This window comes from Kitasatospora sp. NPDC091207, from assembly GCF_044768625.1.
GTDB lineage: Bacteria > Actinomycetota > Actinomycetes > Streptomycetales > Streptomycetaceae > Kitasatospora.
Genome location: NZ_JBIVVS010000009.1, coordinates 36,961 through 52,735, shown reverse-complemented (window position 1 = coordinate 52,735; position 15,775 = coordinate 36,961). Strand labels below are relative to the sequence as shown.

Annotated in this window: 13 protein-coding genes; 5 read left to right on the top strand and 8 right to left on the bottom strand. The window is 74.6% G+C overall.

The window, feature by feature from the left end:
- Positions 1–122: 122 nt before the first annotated feature.
- The 3 genes from ACIQTO_RS17270 to ACIQTO_RS17260 form a co-directional block, all read right to left on the bottom strand.
- The gene (locus ACIQTO_RS17270) at positions 123–2,606 is read right to left on the bottom strand and encodes a beta-glucosidase (RefSeq protein ID WP_402388435.1); all 2,484 of its coding nucleotides are present in this window, start codon (positions 2,604–2,606) and stop codon (positions 123–125) included.
- 3 nt (positions 2,607–2,609) lie between these two features.
- Complete coding sequence (locus ACIQTO_RS17265; protein WP_402388434.1) at positions 2,610–3,317, bottom strand: alpha/beta fold hydrolase; 708 nt, start codon at positions 3,315–3,317, stop codon at positions 2,610–2,612.
- A 98-nt stretch (positions 3,318–3,415) separates the two neighbouring features.
- Positions 3,416–4,717 carry an MFS transporter gene (locus ACIQTO_RS17260; RefSeq protein WP_402388433.1) on the bottom strand — a complete coding sequence of 434 codons (1,302 nt, stop codon included), beginning with the start codon at positions 4,715–4,717 and terminating at the stop codon, positions 3,416–3,418.
- Between the two features lie 181 nt (positions 4,718–4,898).
- Here ACIQTO_RS17260 and ACIQTO_RS17255 point away from each other — a divergent pair, with 181 nt between their 5' ends.
- Entirely contained in the window at positions 4,899–5,921 is a 1,023-nt protein-coding gene (locus ACIQTO_RS17255) for a LacI family DNA-binding transcriptional regulator (RefSeq protein WP_402388432.1), read from the top strand.
- Between the two features lie 106 nt (positions 5,922–6,027).
- On the opposite strand, the gene ACIQTO_RS17250 is transcribed toward ACIQTO_RS17255, so the two are convergent.
- Both ACIQTO_RS17250 and ACIQTO_RS17245 read right to left on the bottom strand, forming a co-directional pair.
- Positions 6,028–6,393 (bottom strand): darcynin family protein, encoded by a 366-nt coding sequence (locus ACIQTO_RS17250; protein ID WP_402388431.1) that lies wholly within the window; start codon positions 6,391–6,393, stop codon positions 6,028–6,030.
- Entirely contained in the window at positions 6,383–7,303 is a 921-nt protein-coding gene (locus ACIQTO_RS17245) for an NAD(P)H-binding protein (protein WP_402388430.1), read from the bottom strand. The genes ACIQTO_RS17250 and ACIQTO_RS17245 overlap by 11 nt, the downstream gene beginning before the upstream one ends.
- Before the next feature lie 109 nt (positions 7,304–7,412).
- Here ACIQTO_RS17245 and ACIQTO_RS17240 point away from each other — a divergent pair, with 109 nt between their 5' ends.
- A complete protein-coding gene (locus ACIQTO_RS17240) occupies positions 7,413–8,372 on the top strand; it encodes a LysR family transcriptional regulator (RefSeq protein WP_402388429.1) in 960 nt (319 codons plus the stop codon).
- Between the two features lie 147 nt (positions 8,373–8,519).
- Here ACIQTO_RS17240 and ACIQTO_RS17235 read toward each other — a convergent pair whose 3' ends face one another.
- Positions 8,520–8,747, bottom strand: coding sequence for a hypothetical protein (locus tag ACIQTO_RS17235; RefSeq protein WP_360640631.1), 228 nt, complete (start codon positions 8,745–8,747; stop codon positions 8,520–8,522).
- Positions 8,748–9,273: 526 nt separating this feature from the next.
- Between ACIQTO_RS17235 and ACIQTO_RS17230 the strand changes: the two genes are divergently transcribed.
- The gene (locus ACIQTO_RS17230; protein WP_030918248.1) at positions 9,274–9,477 is read left to right on the top strand and encodes a cold-shock protein; all 204 of its coding nucleotides are present in this window, start codon (positions 9,274–9,276) and stop codon (positions 9,475–9,477) included.
- A 365-nt stretch (positions 9,478–9,842) separates the two neighbouring features.
- Positions 9,843–11,504, top strand: a complete 1,662-nt coding sequence (locus ACIQTO_RS17225) for a DEAD/DEAH box helicase (protein WP_402388428.1) — start codon at positions 9,843–9,845, stop codon at positions 11,502–11,504.
- A gap of 241 nt (positions 11,505–11,745) precedes the next feature.
- Here ACIQTO_RS17225 and ACIQTO_RS17220 read toward each other — a convergent pair whose 3' ends face one another.
- The gene (locus ACIQTO_RS17220) at positions 11,746–12,657 is read right to left on the bottom strand and encodes a LysR family transcriptional regulator (protein WP_402388427.1); all 912 of its coding nucleotides are present in this window, start codon (positions 12,655–12,657) and stop codon (positions 11,746–11,748) included.
- A 274-nt stretch (positions 12,658–12,931) separates the two neighbouring features.
- Between ACIQTO_RS17220 and fabV the strand changes: the two genes are divergently transcribed.
- Positions 12,932–14,146 carry an enoyl-[acyl-carrier-protein] reductase FabV gene (gene fabV, locus ACIQTO_RS17215; protein ID WP_402388426.1) on the top strand — a complete coding sequence of 405 codons (1,215 nt, stop codon included), beginning with the start codon at positions 12,932–12,934 and terminating at the stop codon, positions 14,144–14,146.
- Between the two features lie 417 nt (positions 14,147–14,563).
- Here the strand turns inward: fabV and ACIQTO_RS17210 are convergent, their stop codons facing one another.
- On the bottom strand, positions 14,564–15,757 hold the full coding sequence (locus ACIQTO_RS17210) for a glycine C-acetyltransferase (protein ID WP_402388425.1): 1,194 nt from the start codon (positions 15,755–15,757) through the stop codon (positions 14,564–14,566).
- Positions 15,758–15,775 lie beyond the last annotated feature (18 nt).

The window sequence follows — 15,775 nt, the reverse complement described above, 5'->3', positions numbered from 1 at the left end:
AATCATCGGCCGGGCCCACCCTACTCGCCGCCCGCTCGCGGCCGTGCCGCCGCCGGGGCGAGGCGCGGCGGCGGGTGGCGGGGGTGCCGGCCACGGCCGGCACCCCCGCCACGGTTCGTCCGTCAGGCCACGTCGAGCGCCACCGTCAGCGGGAGGTCCGCCGCGTTTCGGCCGGCCGAGACCGTGTAGACACCCGGGCGGGTGGCCCAGCCGTGCGCGGCGGTGTCCCAGGTCTGCACGGCGCGCAGCGGGATGCTCACCCGGGCGGTGACGGCCTCGCCGGGGCGGGCCTCCAGTACGGCGAATCCGGCCAGTTGGAGGTCGGGGCGGGTCCGGTCGACGCCGTCCGGGGCGAGGTAGACCTGGACCACCTCGCGGCCGGGCCGGTCCCCGGTGTTGCGCACCCGGACGGCGACCTCGGCGACCGTGTCGCGATCGCCGACGAAGCGCGCCTCCAGGCCCTCGTAGGTCCAGTCCGTGTAGCCGCCGCCCGCGCCGAACCAGTAGGCGGGCGCCGCGCCGGACCGGCGCCGCCAGGCCCGGTAGCCGATGAACAGGCCTTCCGTGTAGGCCAGTCGGCCTTCGGTCGGGTCGACCTCCCAGACCGGGCTGTCGGCCTCGTCCGCGGGCCAGGTGGTGGGCAGCCGGCCGCCCGGCTCGACGGTGCCGAGCAGGACGTCGGCGAGCGCCTCGCCGGCCTGCTGCCCGGGGAACCAGGCGAGCAGCACGGCCGCGGCCGACTCGCGCCACGGCATCAGGACCGGGGCGCCCGCGTTGACCACCACCACGGTGCGCGGGTTGGCGGCGGCGACCCGGGCGACCAGTTCGTCCTGGCGGCCGGGCAGCCGCAGCCCGGCCCGGTCGATGCCCTCGCTCTCCACCTCCTCGGTGGTGCCGACCACGACCACCGCGACCTCGGCGGCGCGGGCCGCCTCGACGGCCTGCTCGATCAGCTCGTCCTCGGAGGCGGTCGGCGCGGCGTGGCCGAGGGTGAAGGAGACCAGGCCGAAGCCGGCGACGGCGGCGCCCTCGGGCGTCGTGTACGTCAGGGTGACCGCGGTCCGCGTGCCCGCCGCGAGGTCCAGCCCGAAGCGGCGCTCCGGCGGGTTGAGGAAGGCCGCGGCCGGGTCCTCGCCCTCGGGCAGCAGCGGTCCGTCGAAGAGCACCTCGCCGTCCGCCTCCAGCCGGAACCGGCCGACGCCGCGTACGGACAGCTGGTGCCGCCCGGCCTCGGCGACCAGGAGGTCCCCGGCCAGCCGGACCTCGGCGAGGTCGGCGAAGGAGACCTCGCCGGGCAGCCCGCCCAGCCAGCGGACGCTGCCGTCGGGCAGTCCGGCCGTGCCGAGGGTGCGACCGTCGGCGCCGAGCAGTTCGGCGGTGCGGACGAAGGCGGCCGCAGGGAGGAAGGTGCGCGGGTCGACGCCGACCGCGTGGACGAGGGCCGTGCCCTCGCCCAGCGCCGCGCGCAGGCCCTCCAGCGGGCTGACCACCCGGGTCGGGAAGACCTGGGCGCTGCCGCCGCCGCCGATCCGGGCCTCGGCGGCGGCCGCGCCGATCAGCGCCACGCGGGCCGGCGCCGGGTCGAGCGGCAGGACGCCGCCCTCGTTGCGCAGCAGGACGAAGGAGCGTGCCGCGAGTTCGCGGACCAGTGCCTCGCCGTCGATCGGCGCGGGCAGCCGGTCGGCCGGGACGGCGGCCGGCGCGCCGGCCAGCAGGCCCACCCGGGCGGCCAGCCGCAGCACACGGCGGGCCAGGGCGTCCACGGTGGTCTCCGGGACCAGCCCCTCGCGGACCGCCCGCACCAGGTGCTCGCCGTAGACGGTGGCCGGGCCGGGCATGGCGATGTCGAGGCCGCCGAGCGCCGCCCGGACGGTGTCCCGGGCGCCGGTCCAGTCCGAGACCAGGACGCCGTCGAAGCCCCATTCCTCGCGCAGCACCCGGTTGTTGAGTTCGTCGTGCTCGCTCATCGACGGGCCGTTGACGCCGTTGTAGGCGGCCATCAGGCCCCACGGGTGGGCCTTGGCGACGATCGTCTCGAACGGCGCCAGGTACAGCTCCCGCAGGGTCCGCTCGTCCACCCGGACGTCGACGGTGTAGCGGTCGGTCTCCGAGTCGTTGGCGACGAAGTGCTTGGGCGTGGTGGCGACGCCGCCGTCCTGGACACCGGCGACCAGGGCCGCGCCGACCTCGCCGGTGAGCAGCGGGTCCTCCGCGTAGCACTCGAAGTGGCGGCCGCCGCGCGGCGTGCGGTGCAGGTTGACCGTCGGCGCGAGGACGACGTGGGCGCCCTTGCGGCGGGCCTCCTGGGCGAGCAGCCGGCCGGCCCGGCGGATCAGGTCGGTGTCCCAGGTGGCGGCGAGCGCGGTCGGCGAGGGCAGGGCCACGGACGGGTCGTCAGCGGTCCAGTGCTCGCCGCGGACGCCGGCCGGGCCGTCGGACATCACCAGCCGGCCGAGGCCGATCTCCTCGTTGGCGGGCAGCGACCACATGTCGGCCCCGCTGAGCAGGGCGACCTTGGCGGTCAGGTCCAGCCGCGCGAGGGCGGCCTCGACGGCGGCCTCGCGCCGGGCGTCGGCGGTCATGGCGGTCTCCTCGTGGTCGTTCATCGTTCAGATCCAGCCGTCGAACGCGGTCAGGAAGCCGTCGTGGTCGTCCCGGTGGACGGTGTGGCCGGCGCCGGGCACGGTGCGCACCTCGAAGCCGCGGGCGCGCAGCAGTGCGGCGTCCTCGTCGCCGACCAGGAAGCTGCCGTCGGCCAGGATCACCAGCGAGGGCACGGCGGGGACGGCCGGCAGACCGCTCTCCTGGCCGGACAGCGCCAGGGCCGAATCCTCGTCCCAGGCGGCGAGGGTGGCGAGCTCGACATCGACGTCGGCGGCCTCCCAGCGGGGGTTCAGCTCGGCGATCTGCTCCCGGGTGGCGTGCCGGAACTCCACGAACATCCGCGGGTCGACGCCCTGGACGCGGCCGAACTGCCAGGCCGGGTCGACGTACACGGCGCGGGCCGGCCTGAGCCGCTCGACCGCGCCCAGCAGGCTGATGCCGCCGAGCGAGTGGCCGACGGCCAGCTCGGCCCCCATCGGCAGGGTCTCGACCAGGTCGTCGGCGTACGCCTCCAGGGCGTAGCGCTCCTGCGGGGTGCGGCCGGTGCCGCGCGGGCTCTCACCGTGGCCGCGCTGGTCGACGGCGATGACGCGGTAGCCGCGCTCGGCCAGGGCCGGGCCGACCCGCCGCCAGGTGCGGTGGTCGGACATGATGCCGTGCACCAGCAGGGCGACGCGGTCGCCGGAACCCCACTCCTGGGTGTGCAACTTCATGGGAGGAACCTTTCGGGGAGTGCCTGGGCGTGGGGGCACGCCCGGGCGGGGAGGAGGCAGGCGCGAAGACGGCGGAAGGCCCGGGTTTCGCGAAGCGCTCAGCGGACGCCGCGGATCGGCATCAGCGCGAGTGCGCCGAGGACGGCGAGAACCGCGCCGAGCAGGAACAGCGGGGTGTAGCCGCCGAGGCCGACGACGACGGAGGCCACGAAGGGCGCGAGGATCTGCGGCCCGGCGTTGGCGATGTTGAGCACGCCCATGTCGCGGGCGGCGTCCTGCGCCTTGGGCAGCACCATGGTCACCAGCGCGGTGTCGACGGCCATGAAGCAGCCGAAGGCCAGGCCGTTGACCACGGAGAAGACGAGCATGCCGGGCCAGGTGGGGCTGACCACCGGGATCAGCAGGGCGACCGCAGAGAGCACGGCCGAGACCGCGACGAAGAGCTTGCGGCGGTCCAGCCGGTCGGAGAGCACCCCGCCGGCCACCGTGGAGACGGCCATCGCCACCGCGGAGACCGGGGTCAGGACGGCCACCGCGTCGGCGGCCGCCATCCCGTCGGGCAGCGTGATGTGGTCCTGAAGGATGTAGAGCTGGTAGCCGACCACCGCGAAGTAGCCGAGCACCAGCAGGAACCGGCCGATGAAGGCCCAGCGGAAGTCGGGTGTGCGCAGCACGCCGAGGAAGGCGGCCGCCTGGTCCCGCAACGGGGTCGGTGCCTTGGCCGGCATCCGCTGTTCCTTGGCACAGGACGTGAAGAGCACCGCGGCGGCCGCGACGATCAGGCCGAGCAGCAGGTAGCCGGTGCGGTAGTGGTCGGCGAACGCGGAGCCGATCACCACGCCGACGGTGCTGCCGACCGGCAGGCCCAGGCCGACGGCGGCCGAGGCCGCGCCCCGCCGCGCCGTCGGGACCCGGTCGGGGACCACGGAGGTGAGGGCCGCCTGGTAGAAGTTCATCACGGCCTGGCCGAGGCACCAGACGATGGCGAGCAGCAGCACGGTGTCCACGCTGCCGAGCAGGGCCATCGCGCCGACGGCGGCCAGCCCGCCGCCGAGGATCCAGGGATTGCGGCGGCCGGAGCGGTCGGAGAGCGCGCCGGCGAAGGGGTTGAAGACGGTCGCGAAGATCGCGGAGACACCGCTGACCAGGCCGAGGTTGGCCACCTTGGCGGCGGGGTCGATGTGCTCGATCTGCAGGGGCAGCAGGACGCCGCCGACGCCGAGGTAGAGCGCGTACATCGCGGCGTTGCCGGTGAACAGCAGGGGGAGGAGGCCCCGGCCGGGGGTCGTGCCGGACCCGTGGTCCGCCGCGGCGCCGGGGGTCGGGTCGGGGGTGACGCCGGCTGCCGGGTCCGGTCTGTTCTCGGGTCTGTCGTCGGGTCTGGTGGGGGAAAGGGCCACGTTGCCCTCCAGGGGGAGCGCCCGGCGGATGGGTGGGGGGCCGGGCGGGCGGAAGAGAGGTTCGGGCGGCTCAGGTGGTGACACGAGACATGCTTACACGTGTTACCACCGCCATGAGGAGATATCTATCAGGGGATCCGCCTCCACGCCAGCCCCCGGCCGTGAAAAGATTCCAACCGTTATGGCCATCCACACGAATCCGAGCACGCCGCCGACCAGCGCCGATGTCGCACGCCTGGCGGGGGTGTCCCGCGCCACGGTGTCCTTCGTGCTGAACGACACCCCGGGCGGCCGGGTCGGCGAGCAGACCAGGCAGAAGGTCCGGGCCGCCGCCGAGGAGCTCGGCTACGTCCCGCACGCCGCGGCCCGCTCACTGCGGGCCGGGCGGAGCGCGATCGTGCTGCTGGTCGGCCACTCCTGGCCGATCGGGCCGCTGTTCAGCTCCTTCTACCGGGAGTTGCAGCACGCCCTCCAGCGGCACGGGTACACCGGCGTGCTGTACGGCCGGAGCCCGGACGCCGGGGACGATTCCGCGCGCGCCTGGGCCGAGCTGCGCCCGGCGGCGGTGCTCTGCCTGGAGCCGGTCCTCACCCCCACCGGCGTGCGGACCCTGCACCGGGCCGGCACCCGGGCGGTCGTGACCCTGGGCATTCCCCCCGTCGAGGGTGCGCACAACCTGGTCCTGGACCAGAGCGAGGTCGGCGCCGCCGCCGGAGCGCACCTCATCGCCACCGGCCGCCGCAGGATCGGGGTCGTCGTACCGACCGACCCCGGCCTCGACGCGTTCAGCGCGCTGCGGCTGGCCGGGGTCCGGGCCGCCGCGGCCCCGGGCGGGCCGGCCGCCGCCGTACACGTCGAGCCGCTGCCGCTCGACTACACCGAGCAGAGCGCCGGCGAACTCGCCGAACGCTGCCGCGCCCTGGCCCTGGACGCGGTGTTCGGCTACAACGACGAGTACGCCATGCTGGTCCAACGCGCCCTCCAGGACGCCGGTTTGGACGTACCGGGCCAGGTCGCCGTGGTCGGCGCCGACGACCTCATGCTGGCCCGGCTACTGCGCCCGCGGTTGACCACCGTCCATCTGACCCTGCCCGACGGCGAGGAACTCGCCGCCCTGGTGGACCGGTTGGTGACCGAGCCCGACCAGGCGCCCACCACGCAGAACCTGCTGGGTGTGCGCATGGTCGTGCGCGATTCCGCCTGACGCCCGGCGCCACCCGAACGGCGCCGCCGTGCGCGGCGGTGACGACGGCCGACCGGCCGGTGCCGCCACACCATGGTGGTGGCACCGGCCGGCCGGGGGCGGCGCTTCAGGTGGCGATACTGGCCACCGGCTCCAGACCGTACGTCCGGGCGTAGCCGTTCTCGGTGCCCACGAGCAGGTCCACGACGTCGAAGTAGCGGTCCCAGAAGGGGGTTTCGCGCAGCGCGTCGATCAACAGCCGGTAGGCGTCGTGGTCGTCCGCCTCCCAGACCCAGATGTCGGTGACCCGCGCCGAGTAGAACTCCGTGTCGTAGAACCGGGAGCGGACGCCGCAGGTGCGGGCCTCGATCACCGGGACGACCTGGGTGGTGAAGGCGTGGACGCGTTCGGTCACGGTCATCGCCAGCCACTCGGGCGTGGTCTTGACCAGCATGAACGCGGTCACCGGCGGTTCGGTTCGGTCAGCGGGCATCGGCTGCCTCCGGTGCGGCGGCGAGGACGGCGGGCTTGAGGGTCTGCGCGCACCACTGCGCGAACCCGGTGGCCGGGACCGCCCGCGACGAGCGGTCCACGCCCGCGTCCAGGCCCCGGTCCTTGGCGCGCTTCATGTCGACCATGCCTTCCACGAACGCCGGGTCGAGGCCGTAGCCGAGCATGGTGGACCGCAGTTCGTCGAGCGACTCGCGCCGATAGCGCACCGGACGGCCCAACTCCTCGGTCATGATGCGGGCCAGGTCGTCGGGCGACAGGTCCTGCGGGCCGAGCACCGGCACGCTGCCGACGCCGCTCCAGGAGCGGTCCAGCAGCAGCCCGGCCGCCGTCGCGGCGATGTCCGCGACGGCCACCATGGGGGCCGGCCGGTCCGCGGCGGCGGTATCGGTGAAGACGCCGTTCTCGCGGATCGAGTCGGCCTCCTCCAGCAGGTTCTCGAAGAAGGACGGGTTGGCCAGGGCGCGGTAGGCGACGCCGGAGCCGGCGATCAGGTCGTCCATCGCCAGCGAGGCGGTGACCAGCCCGGCCTCGGCGGCCTGCGGGGTGCCGCGCCCGAGCGCCGAGACGCCGACCACATGGCCGACGCCGTGGGCGGCGAACGCCCGGGCGGCCGGGCGGGTGAATCCGCTGTACGCCTCGTCGGGCGTGACCGAGGCGTCCGGGGGCACCAGCCAGAAGACGGCGTCGGCCCCGGCGAAGGCGCGCTCGACGGTCGCGGCGTCACCGTGCGAGCCGGTGATCACCTCGACCCGTCCGCGCACGGTTCCGGGGAGCCGGGCGGGGTCGCGGACCACGACCCGCAGCTCCTCGCCGTGTGCGGGCGCGGCCTCGACCAGCAGCGACAGCAGCCGCCGGCCGATGTTCCCGGTGGGGGCGGTTATGACGATCATGAAATCCTCACGGTCTGTAGCGGATCGGTACGACCCCCTCATCGTGCGGATCCGCACCGCATTGCCACAATGGGAACTTCAGCAACCCATCATTGCCTGAAACGGAATAATGCCGGTGACCAGCCCAGATCCGAAGCTCGACGCCACCCTCGACGCCAATCTCGCCGTCGCCCTCGACGCCCTGCTGACCGAACAGAGCGTCACCCGTGCCGCCGCGCGGCTGCACACCTCCCCCGCGGCGATGAGCCGCACCCTGGCCCGGCTGCGCCGGGTGCTCCAGGATCCGCTCCTGGTGCGGGCCGGACAGACGATGGTGCCCACACCCCGCGCCGAGGCGCTGCGGGACGAGGCCTCAGCGGTGGTGCGCCGGCTGGAGGCCCTGCTCACCCCGAGCGGCGGGGTCGACCCCGCCGCACTGCGGCGCACCTTCACCGTCCAGACCGCGGACCTGGTCGGCGCGGCGCTGGCGCCGGGTCTGCTCGGGCTGGCCCGGCGCCGGGCGCCCGGCGTCTCGCTGCGGGTGCTGGCCGAGGAGTGGGAGGCGGGCCCGGCCCTGCGTGACGGGCGGATCGACCTGGAGATCGGGGCCATCGACCACGTCGACCCGGAGACCCGGGTCGAGGAGCTGGTCACCCTGGGGATGGCGGCCGGCGTCAGGGCCGGGCACCCGCTCGCCGAAGGAACTCTCACTCCGGCCCGGCTGGCCGCGGCCGAGCACGTGGCGGTCAGTCGCCGGGGTCGCTTCACCGGCCCGCTGGACGCGGCCCTGGCCGAACAGGGGCTCAGCCGGCGGGTCGGCGCCGTCCTGCCCGGACACCTGGCGGCGATGGCGCTGGCCGCGGTGGGCGACGTGGTCTGCCTGGTGCCGACCGCGCTGCCGGGTGAGCCCCCTTCACCGCTCAGCGACGCGGCGCACGCGCTGGGACTGCGCCTGCTGGAAATCCCGCTGCCGCTGCCGCCGTTGACGATCGGCATGGCCTGGCACCCGCGGCACACCGCCGACGGGGCCCATCAGTGGCTGCGCGGCGCCGTGCGCCGGGTGCTCCGTCCGGCCGCCCGGGAGCGGTAGCCCACGGCCCGGGTCCGCGCGGACCCGGGCACCCCTCGCGCCCCGGCAGCCGGACGCCTGCCCGGACCCGACGGCCGCCGGGACAGCCGTGCGTCCCCGGGGCCGCACGGCCCCGGGGACGCCCCGGGTCGGAGTTCGAACAGCGGTTCAGAGCTTGAACATGGCGGTGTACGGCTGGGTGATCCGCTCCTGCCGTGAGCCGAAGTCGACGAGTACCGCGATGTCGCCGTCGCCCTCGACCGCGATGGCCCGACCGAGGCCGTAGGTGTCGTGGGTGACCCTGTCGCCCACGGCGAACCTCTTGAGTGGTGCTTCGACCCTGGCCTTGAAGGGGCTGGTGGGCAGGGTACGCCGGACTGCTGCTGATTTCGTCATCTCCCCCAGTATGCGCCGGATCATGCGGGAGCGGGCCGTTCGGAAGGTCTCGAATTCGCACATAAACGGAATCGGAACGATGCTCTTCGCGGCTCCGCCGACCGGAATTGCGGCCGCCGGCGGGCCGGCGCCCGGGCGGCGGCCCGGCCGGCGACGGTGCCCGCGCCAACGGCCCCGCACCCGTCTCCGCCGGTATTCACGGAGCGCCGACGGCCCGGACCGGCCTGCTCGCCGGTCGCCAACTCCGCCGGACCGGCCACCCATTGGGTGGGCCGGCGCGGTCGCGGAAGTCACCTCCGGGAGGCCGTCCGGAGGCGTCGGGGGTGAAATCCTTCACCACGGCGACCCCCGGCCTGCTAGAGTCGACTGAGTTGCAGTAGTGGTTCCCATGAACTTTGTGTGCGCCTGCTGAGGTATCGCAGGCACATTTTCTGTTTCCCGGCTCTTCCCCGGGTGGGTCATCATCGCGGCATCTCGGAGCACGCACGGTGCGGGCTCCGGACAGCCCCTTGAAGGAGATTTCTTTATGGCTAATGGCACTGTGAAGTGGTTCAACGCGGAAAAGGGCTTCGGCTTCATCGAGCAGGAGGGTGGCGGTCCTGACGTGTTCGCCCACTACTCGAACATCAACGCCAACGGCTTCCGTGAGCTGCTCGAGGGCCAGAAGGTCGAGTTCGACGTCACGCAGGGCCAGAAGGGCCCGCAGGCCGAGAACATTCGTCCGCTGTAGTTTTCGCCGCGGCACCCGCCCGGCAGCGAGGGGCCCGCACCGCGTACATGCCGGTGCGGGCCCCTCGGCATTGCAGGACCACCGACGCCCGGTCACCCGGGCGCGCCCGGCTCCGCCACCGGCGGCCTTCCCCACGCGAGTCGCTCCGCACCGCGTCCGGGTCGGCCCCCCGCCGTGACTCTCACGGTTCGAGGTTCTTCGCTCCCGCCCCGTGCGCCGAGCTCAGACCGTAGGTGACGTGCCGCACGGTTTCACCGTCCACGCCCCGCTCGTCCCTGTTCCGGCCCGTTCCTTGCAGCCTCCGCCCGGGTATCCGTGGGCGCGGAGCCTTCCTCGTGACGTGCCACCTTGAGGAAGGTCTCCATATGAACCGTTCCAGTCGCTCCTCGTACCAGAATGCCGATTCCCGCTCCGGCGGCGGCTCGTACGGCTCCCGCTCCGGCGGTGGCTCCTACGGCTCCCGTTCGGGTGAGGGCTCCTACGGCTCCCGCTCCGGTGACGGGGCGTACGGCTCCCGCTCCGGCGGCGGCTCGTACGGCTCCCGTTCGGGCGGTGGCAGCGGCTACGGCTCGCGCTCCGGCGGCGGGCCGCGGCGGCGCCAGGGCTCCTCCGTTCAGGGCGAGTTCGCGATGCCGGTCAGCACCACCCCGGCGCTGCCCGCCGTCGAGTCCTTCGACGAGCTCGACATGCCCAGGGCCCTCCTGTCGACGCTCACCCGCCAGGGCGTCACCTCGCCGTTCCCCATCCAGGCCGCGACGCTGCCGAACTCGCTGGCCGGCCGTGACGTCCTCGGGCGCGGCCGGACCGGGTCCGGAAAGACCATCGCGTTCGGGCTCGCCCTGCTGGCCCGCACCGCCGGCCGGAAGGCCGAGCCCGGCCGCCCGCTGGCACTCGTCCTGGTCCCGACGCGTGAGCTCGCCCAGCAGGTCACCGAGGCGCTCACCCCGTACGCCCACGCGGTGCGGCTGCGGATGGCGACCGTGGTCGGCGGTATGTCGCTCGGCCGCCAGGCACAGATCCTCGGCCGCGGCGCCGACGTCGTCGTCGCCACCCCCGGCCGGCTCAAGGACCTGATCCAGCGCGGTGCCTGCCGGCTCGACAGCGTCGGGATCACCGTGCTCGACGAGGCCGACCAGATGGCCGACATGGGCTTCCTGCCCCAGGTCATCGAACTGCTCGACCAGGTCGAGTCGGACGGCCAGACGATGCTGTTCTCCGCCACCCTGGACCGCAACGTCGACCGTCTGGTGCGCCGGTTCCTCAAGGACCCGGTCACCCACTCCGTGGACCCCTCCGCCGGCGCGGTCAGCACCATGGAGCACCACGTCCTGCACGTGCAGAACAGCGACAAGAACGCCACGATCGCCCACATCGCCTCCCGCGAGGGCGGTGTGATCATGTTCATCGACACCAAGCACGGCGCCGACCGACTGGTGGACGAGCTGCTCGCCAGCGGGGTGAAGGCGGCCGCGCTGCACGGCGGGAAGTCCCAGCCCCAGCGCACCCGCACCCTCCAGCAGTTCCGCGACGGCCAGGTCACCGCGTTGATCGCGACCAACGTCGCGGCCCGGGGCATCCACGTCGACGGCCTCGACCTGGTCGTCAACCTGGACCCGCCGACCGACCACAAGGACTACCTCCACCGCGGCGGCCGCACCGCCCGGGCGGGCGAGTCCGGGACCGTCGTCACGCTCGTGCTGCCCAACCAGCGCCGTGAGACGGCCCGCATGATGGCCACCGCCGGGATCACCCCCGAGGCCACCCGGGTCCACCCCACCGACCCCGAGCTCGCTCGGATCACCGGCGCCCGCGTGCCCACCGGCGTGCCGGTCGTGATCGCCGACCCCGTGGTCGAGCGGCCCCGTCGCGGTGGCTCGGCGGGTCGCAACCGCCGCGGCCGCCCCGGATCCTCGGACCGTACGTCGCAGAGCCGGACGTCGCAGGGTGGCACGTCGCAGGGCCGTACGTCGCAGGGCGGCAACGGCCCCCGCCGCGGCGGGCCGAGGCGCGTCGACCTGGCCGCGTAGCACGCCCGGAGCAGCATCGGCGGCGGCCGTCCCCAGGGGCGGCCGCCGCCGCGGCTCTCGGGCGGGCCCGCTCAGCCGGCGGCCAGGGCGGCACGTCGCAGGGCCGTACGTCGCAGGGTGGCAACGGCCCCCGCCGCGGCGGGTCGAGGCGCGTCGACCTGGCCGCGTAGCACGCCCGGAGCAGCATCGGCGGCGGCCGTCCCCAGGGGCGGCCGCCGTCGCGGCTCTCGGGCGGGCCCGCTCAGCCGGCGGCCGCGGCCACCTCGGTGAGGGCCGCCAGCACCGGGCGGATCAGCGGGTGGCCGTCCCCGCCCGCCCGGACGGCGGCGAAGACCCGCCGGGTGGCGAGAGCGCTGTCCACCGGCCGCACCGCGACCCGGCCGAGCTCCACCCCGAGCAGCGCGGAGCGCGGTACCAGGGCCACCCCCGCACCGGCCGAGGCGAGGGCGACGACAGCGCGGAAGTCGTCCGAGGAGTGCACCAGGCGCGGCTGGAACCCGGCGTACTCGCAGGCCAGCAGCACCACGTCGTGACACGGATTGCCCGGGTAGGGCCCGATCCACGGCTCGTCGGCCAGGTCGGCGACGGCGATCGGGCCCGCGCCGGCGGCGAGCGGGTGGCCGAGCGGCAGCACCGCCTCGAACGGCTCGGCGTACAGCGGTACCCGGGTGAGCCGGGCGTCGTCGGCCCGCGGCGCACCCCGGTACTCGACGGCCACCGCCAGGTCGGCGCGCCCGTCCAGGACCATCGGCAGGCTGGCGTCGCCCTCCGCGTCCAGCACCTTCAGCCGGACCCCGGGCGCCTTGTCGGCGAGCGTGCCGATGGCGGGCGCCAGCACCAGGGAGATCCCGGTGGCGAAGGAGGCCACGGTGACCTCGCCGGCCACACCGGCACTGTAGGCGGCGAGATCGGCCTCGGCCCGCTCCAGTTGGGCGAGGACGGCGTCGGCGTGCCCGAGCAGGATCTCGCCGGCCGCGGTGAGCCGCACCCCCCGGCCCTCACGGGCGAGCAGGTGGTGCCCGGTCTCCTGCTCCAGCGCGGCCAGCTGCTGGGACACCGCCGAGGGGGTGAGGTAGAGGGCGGCCGCCGCGGCGGTCACGGTGCGGTGGTCCGCCACGGCCCGCAGGGTCCGCAGCCGTCGTGCGTCGATCACACGCCAATTCTGCCAGCGTGCCGCAGGGCGCCGGACCACCGGAGGACCGGCCGCCGGGACGGCACGGCGCGACCGGCGGCGGGAGCGCGTCCGGAAGCCCGCCCGGAACGGCAGCGGAAGCACGGCGGGCATGGTGGAAACACTCCAAGGCCGGCTCATGATCATTGTCCCCGGCGGTGCCACTGCCCGTGTCCGCGCTGTCGCAGACTTGCGGGACGCGGTGGCCCGACCGGTCGCCGCGTCCCTGTCCCCGGCCGACCCAAGGACCGCACCCGTGACCGAGCGCGTTCTCACCCCCCGCAACCGGGGCTTCCTCTTCCTCGACTCCCACCCGGCGGGCTGCGAGCAGTCGGTGACGGACATGTGGCAGGCCTGCCCCGACCCCGCCGACGCACCGGAGGGTGCCGGGCCGGTGGCCCTGGTCATCGGCTCCTCGGCCGGGTACGGCCTGGCGGCCACGCTCGCCGGACTCAAGCGCGCCGGCATCCGGGGCGTCATGGTCTCCTTCGAGAAGGCCCCCACCGAACGGCGGACCGCGACGGCGGGCTGGTACCGCACCGCGGCCACCGCCGAGCTGGCCCGCACCGCCGGGCGGGATCTGGTCTTCCTCAACGGCGACGCGTTCTCCGACGCGATGAAGGACCAGGTCGCCGACCTCGTCGAGCAGCGCTTCGGCGGCAGGCTGGACTACCTGATCTACTCGGTGGCCGCGCCCCGGCGCACCGATCCCGACACCGGCCTCACCCACTCCTCCGTCCTCAAGCCGATCGGCCGGGCGAACCGCACCAAGACCCTCCTCTTCGACGGCCAGGGCGTTCCCGAGGTCCGCGAGGTCGAGACCGGGCCGGCCGAGGGTGACGACGTGGAGCAGACCGTGGCCGTGATGGGCGGTGCGGACTGGGAACGCTGGATCGACCACCTCGCCGGCCGGGGCCTGCTCGGCGAGGGCTTCACCACCGCCGCGCTGTCGTACATCGGATCGCCGCTGACGGCGGCGATCTACCGGCAGGGCACCATCGGCGTGGCCAAGGCCCACCTGGAGGCCACCGCCCGCACCCTGGACGCGCGACTCGCCAGGACGGTGGGCGGGCGGGCCCTGACCTCCGTCAACGGCGCCGCCGTCACGCAGTCCTCCACCGCCATCCCGGGCATCGGCCTCTACACCGGCCTGCTGCGCGGCGTCCTCGGCACGGGCCTGGTGCCGCCGGTCCACCAGCTCGCCGCCCTGTGGGACCAGCTCACCGGCGCGGCCCCGCTCGCGCCGGACGACGAAGGCCGGATCCGCCTGGACACCTGGGAACTCACCGACGGCGTCCAGGCGGCCGTCGCCGAACGCTGGGCGGCCGCCACCACCGACAGCATCGCCGGCCTCGCCGACCTCGGCTGGTTCCGGGACGAAGTCCACCGCCTGTACGGATTCGCCGTGCCGGGCGTCGACTACACCGCCGCCGTCGCCACCGACGTCCCCTGGCCCGACCACACCTCCTGACCGGTCGGGCCGGGCACGGCCGGGAGGGGTCCCGGCGGCCGTGTGCCGACGGTCCTGCGGCCCGGGCACCGTCCCGCTCCGCGCGTCCCGTCGCCGGACCGCCGCGGCCGTGTGCCGCTGGAGGCCCCTCCTCGACCGAAACCCCGGAGCGGGACATCGGCCGGGCCGACGTCCCGCTCCGGGGCGGGAGGGTGGGGCAGTTGGTCTGTGGTGGTGTGCCGTGCGGGGGAGGCGGTCCGGGCCGGCCCCCGCCGCACGGCGGTCCGGGTGCCCGTGGCACGTCCGGTTCCGAGCGGACGTGCCACGGGCGGTCCTCGGGGCGGCCCGGGAGCACCGGGGTGCTCGGGCCGGGGACGCGGTCCGGGTCATCGGGCCGGGCACCCGGTCCCGGCTCCTGGGCGCGGGCGCCCGACGGGGCTACTCCCCCAGTGCGGCGCGCGCGTCGACGAAGGCCGCGACGGCGCGCTCGACGTCCTCGGTGGAGTGCGCGGCGGACAGCTGCACCCGGATCCGGGCCGCGCCGTGCGGCACGACCGGGAAGGAGAAGCCGATCACGTACACGCCGCGCTCCAGCAGCAGCTCGGCGAGCCGGCCGGCCTTGGCCGCGTCGCCGATCATGACCGGAGCGATCGGGTGGTCGCCGGGCAGGATCTCGAAGCCGGCCTCGGTCATCCTCGACCGGAACAGCGCCGTGTTGGCGGCCAGCTTCTCGCGCAGCTCGGTCGAGCGCTCGACCAGGTCGAGCACCTTCAGCGAGGCGGCGGCGATCACCGGGGCGAGCGAGTTGGAGAACAGGTAGGGCCGCGAGCGCTGGCGCAGCAGCGCGACGATCTCGCGCCGCGCCGCGACGTAGCCGCCGGAGGCGCCGCCGAGGGCCTTGCCGAGGGTGCCGGTGATGATGTCGACGCGGTCCATCACACCGTGCAGCTCCGGGGTGCCGCGCCCGTTCGGGCCGACGAAGCCGACCGCGTGCGAGTCGTCGACCATGACCATGGCGTCGTAGCGCTCGGCCAGGTCGCAGATCTCGCGCAGCGGGGCCACGTAGCCGTCCATCGAGAAGACGCCGTCGGTGACGACCAGTCGGCGGCGGGCGCCCTGGGCCTCCTTGAGCTGCTGCTCCAGGTCGGCCAGGTCGCGGTTGGCGTAGCGCAGCCGGCGGGCCTTGCAGAGGCGGATGCCGTCGATGATGCTCGCGTGGTTCAGGGCGTCGGAGATGACGGCGTCGCGCTCGTCGAGCAGGGTCTCGAAGACCCCGCCGTTGGCGTCGAAGCAGGAGGAGTAGAGGATCGTGTCCTCCTGGCCGAGGAACCCGGACAGGCGGTCCTCCAGCTCCTTGTGCACGTCCTGGGTGCCGCAGATGAAGCGGACCGAGGCCATGCCGTAGCCCCAGCGGTCCAGCGCGTCCTTGGCGGCGGTGAGCACCTCGGGGTGGTCCGCGAGGCCGAGGTAGTTGTTGGCGCAGAAGTTCAGCACCTCTCCGGGCCGCCCGCCGGCGGTGACGGTGACGGCGGCGCTCTGCGGGGAGCCGATCACCCGCTCGGGCTTGAAGAGGCCGGCCTCGCGGATCTCGTCGAGGGTGGCGGCCAGGTCGTCGCGCACGTTGTCGAACACGGTGTCTCCCTAGAGGGG

What these genes read in the sequence shown, in the direction of transcription:
- ACIQTO_RS17225 (WP_402388428.1), top strand. Translation starts at nt 9,843, where the DNA reads ATGAACCGTTCCAGTCGCTCCTCGTACCAGAATGCCGATTCCCGCTCC.
- ACIQTO_RS17270 (WP_402388435.1), bottom strand. Translation starts at nt 2,606, where the DNA reads ATGAACGACCACGAGGAGACCGCCATGACCGCCGACGCCCGGCGCGAG.
- ACIQTO_RS17255 (WP_402388432.1), top strand. Translation starts at nt 4,899, where the DNA reads ATGGCCATCCACACGAATCCGAGCACGCCGCCGACCAGCGCCGATGTC.
- ACIQTO_RS17265 (WP_402388434.1), bottom strand. Translation starts at nt 3,317, where the DNA reads ATGAAGTTGCACACCCAGGAGTGGGGTTCCGGCGACCGCGTCGCCCTG.
- ACIQTO_RS17235 (WP_360640631.1), bottom strand. Translation starts at nt 8,747, where the DNA reads ATGACGAAATCAGCAGCAGTCCGGCGTACCCTGCCCACCAGCCCCTTC.
- ACIQTO_RS17230 (WP_030918248.1), top strand. Translation starts at nt 9,274, where the DNA reads ATGGCTAATGGCACTGTGAAGTGGTTCAACGCGGAAAAGGGCTTCGGC.
- ACIQTO_RS17250 (WP_402388431.1), bottom strand. Translation starts at nt 6,393, where the DNA reads ATGCCCGCTGACCGAACCGAACCGCCGGTGACCGCGTTCATGCTGGTC.
- ACIQTO_RS17245 (WP_402388430.1), bottom strand. Translation starts at nt 7,303, where the DNA reads ATGATCGTCATAACCGCCCCCACCGGGAACATCGGCCGGCGGCTGCTG.
- ACIQTO_RS17240 (WP_402388429.1), top strand. Translation starts at nt 7,413, where the DNA reads ATGCCGGTGACCAGCCCAGATCCGAAGCTCGACGCCACCCTCGACGCC.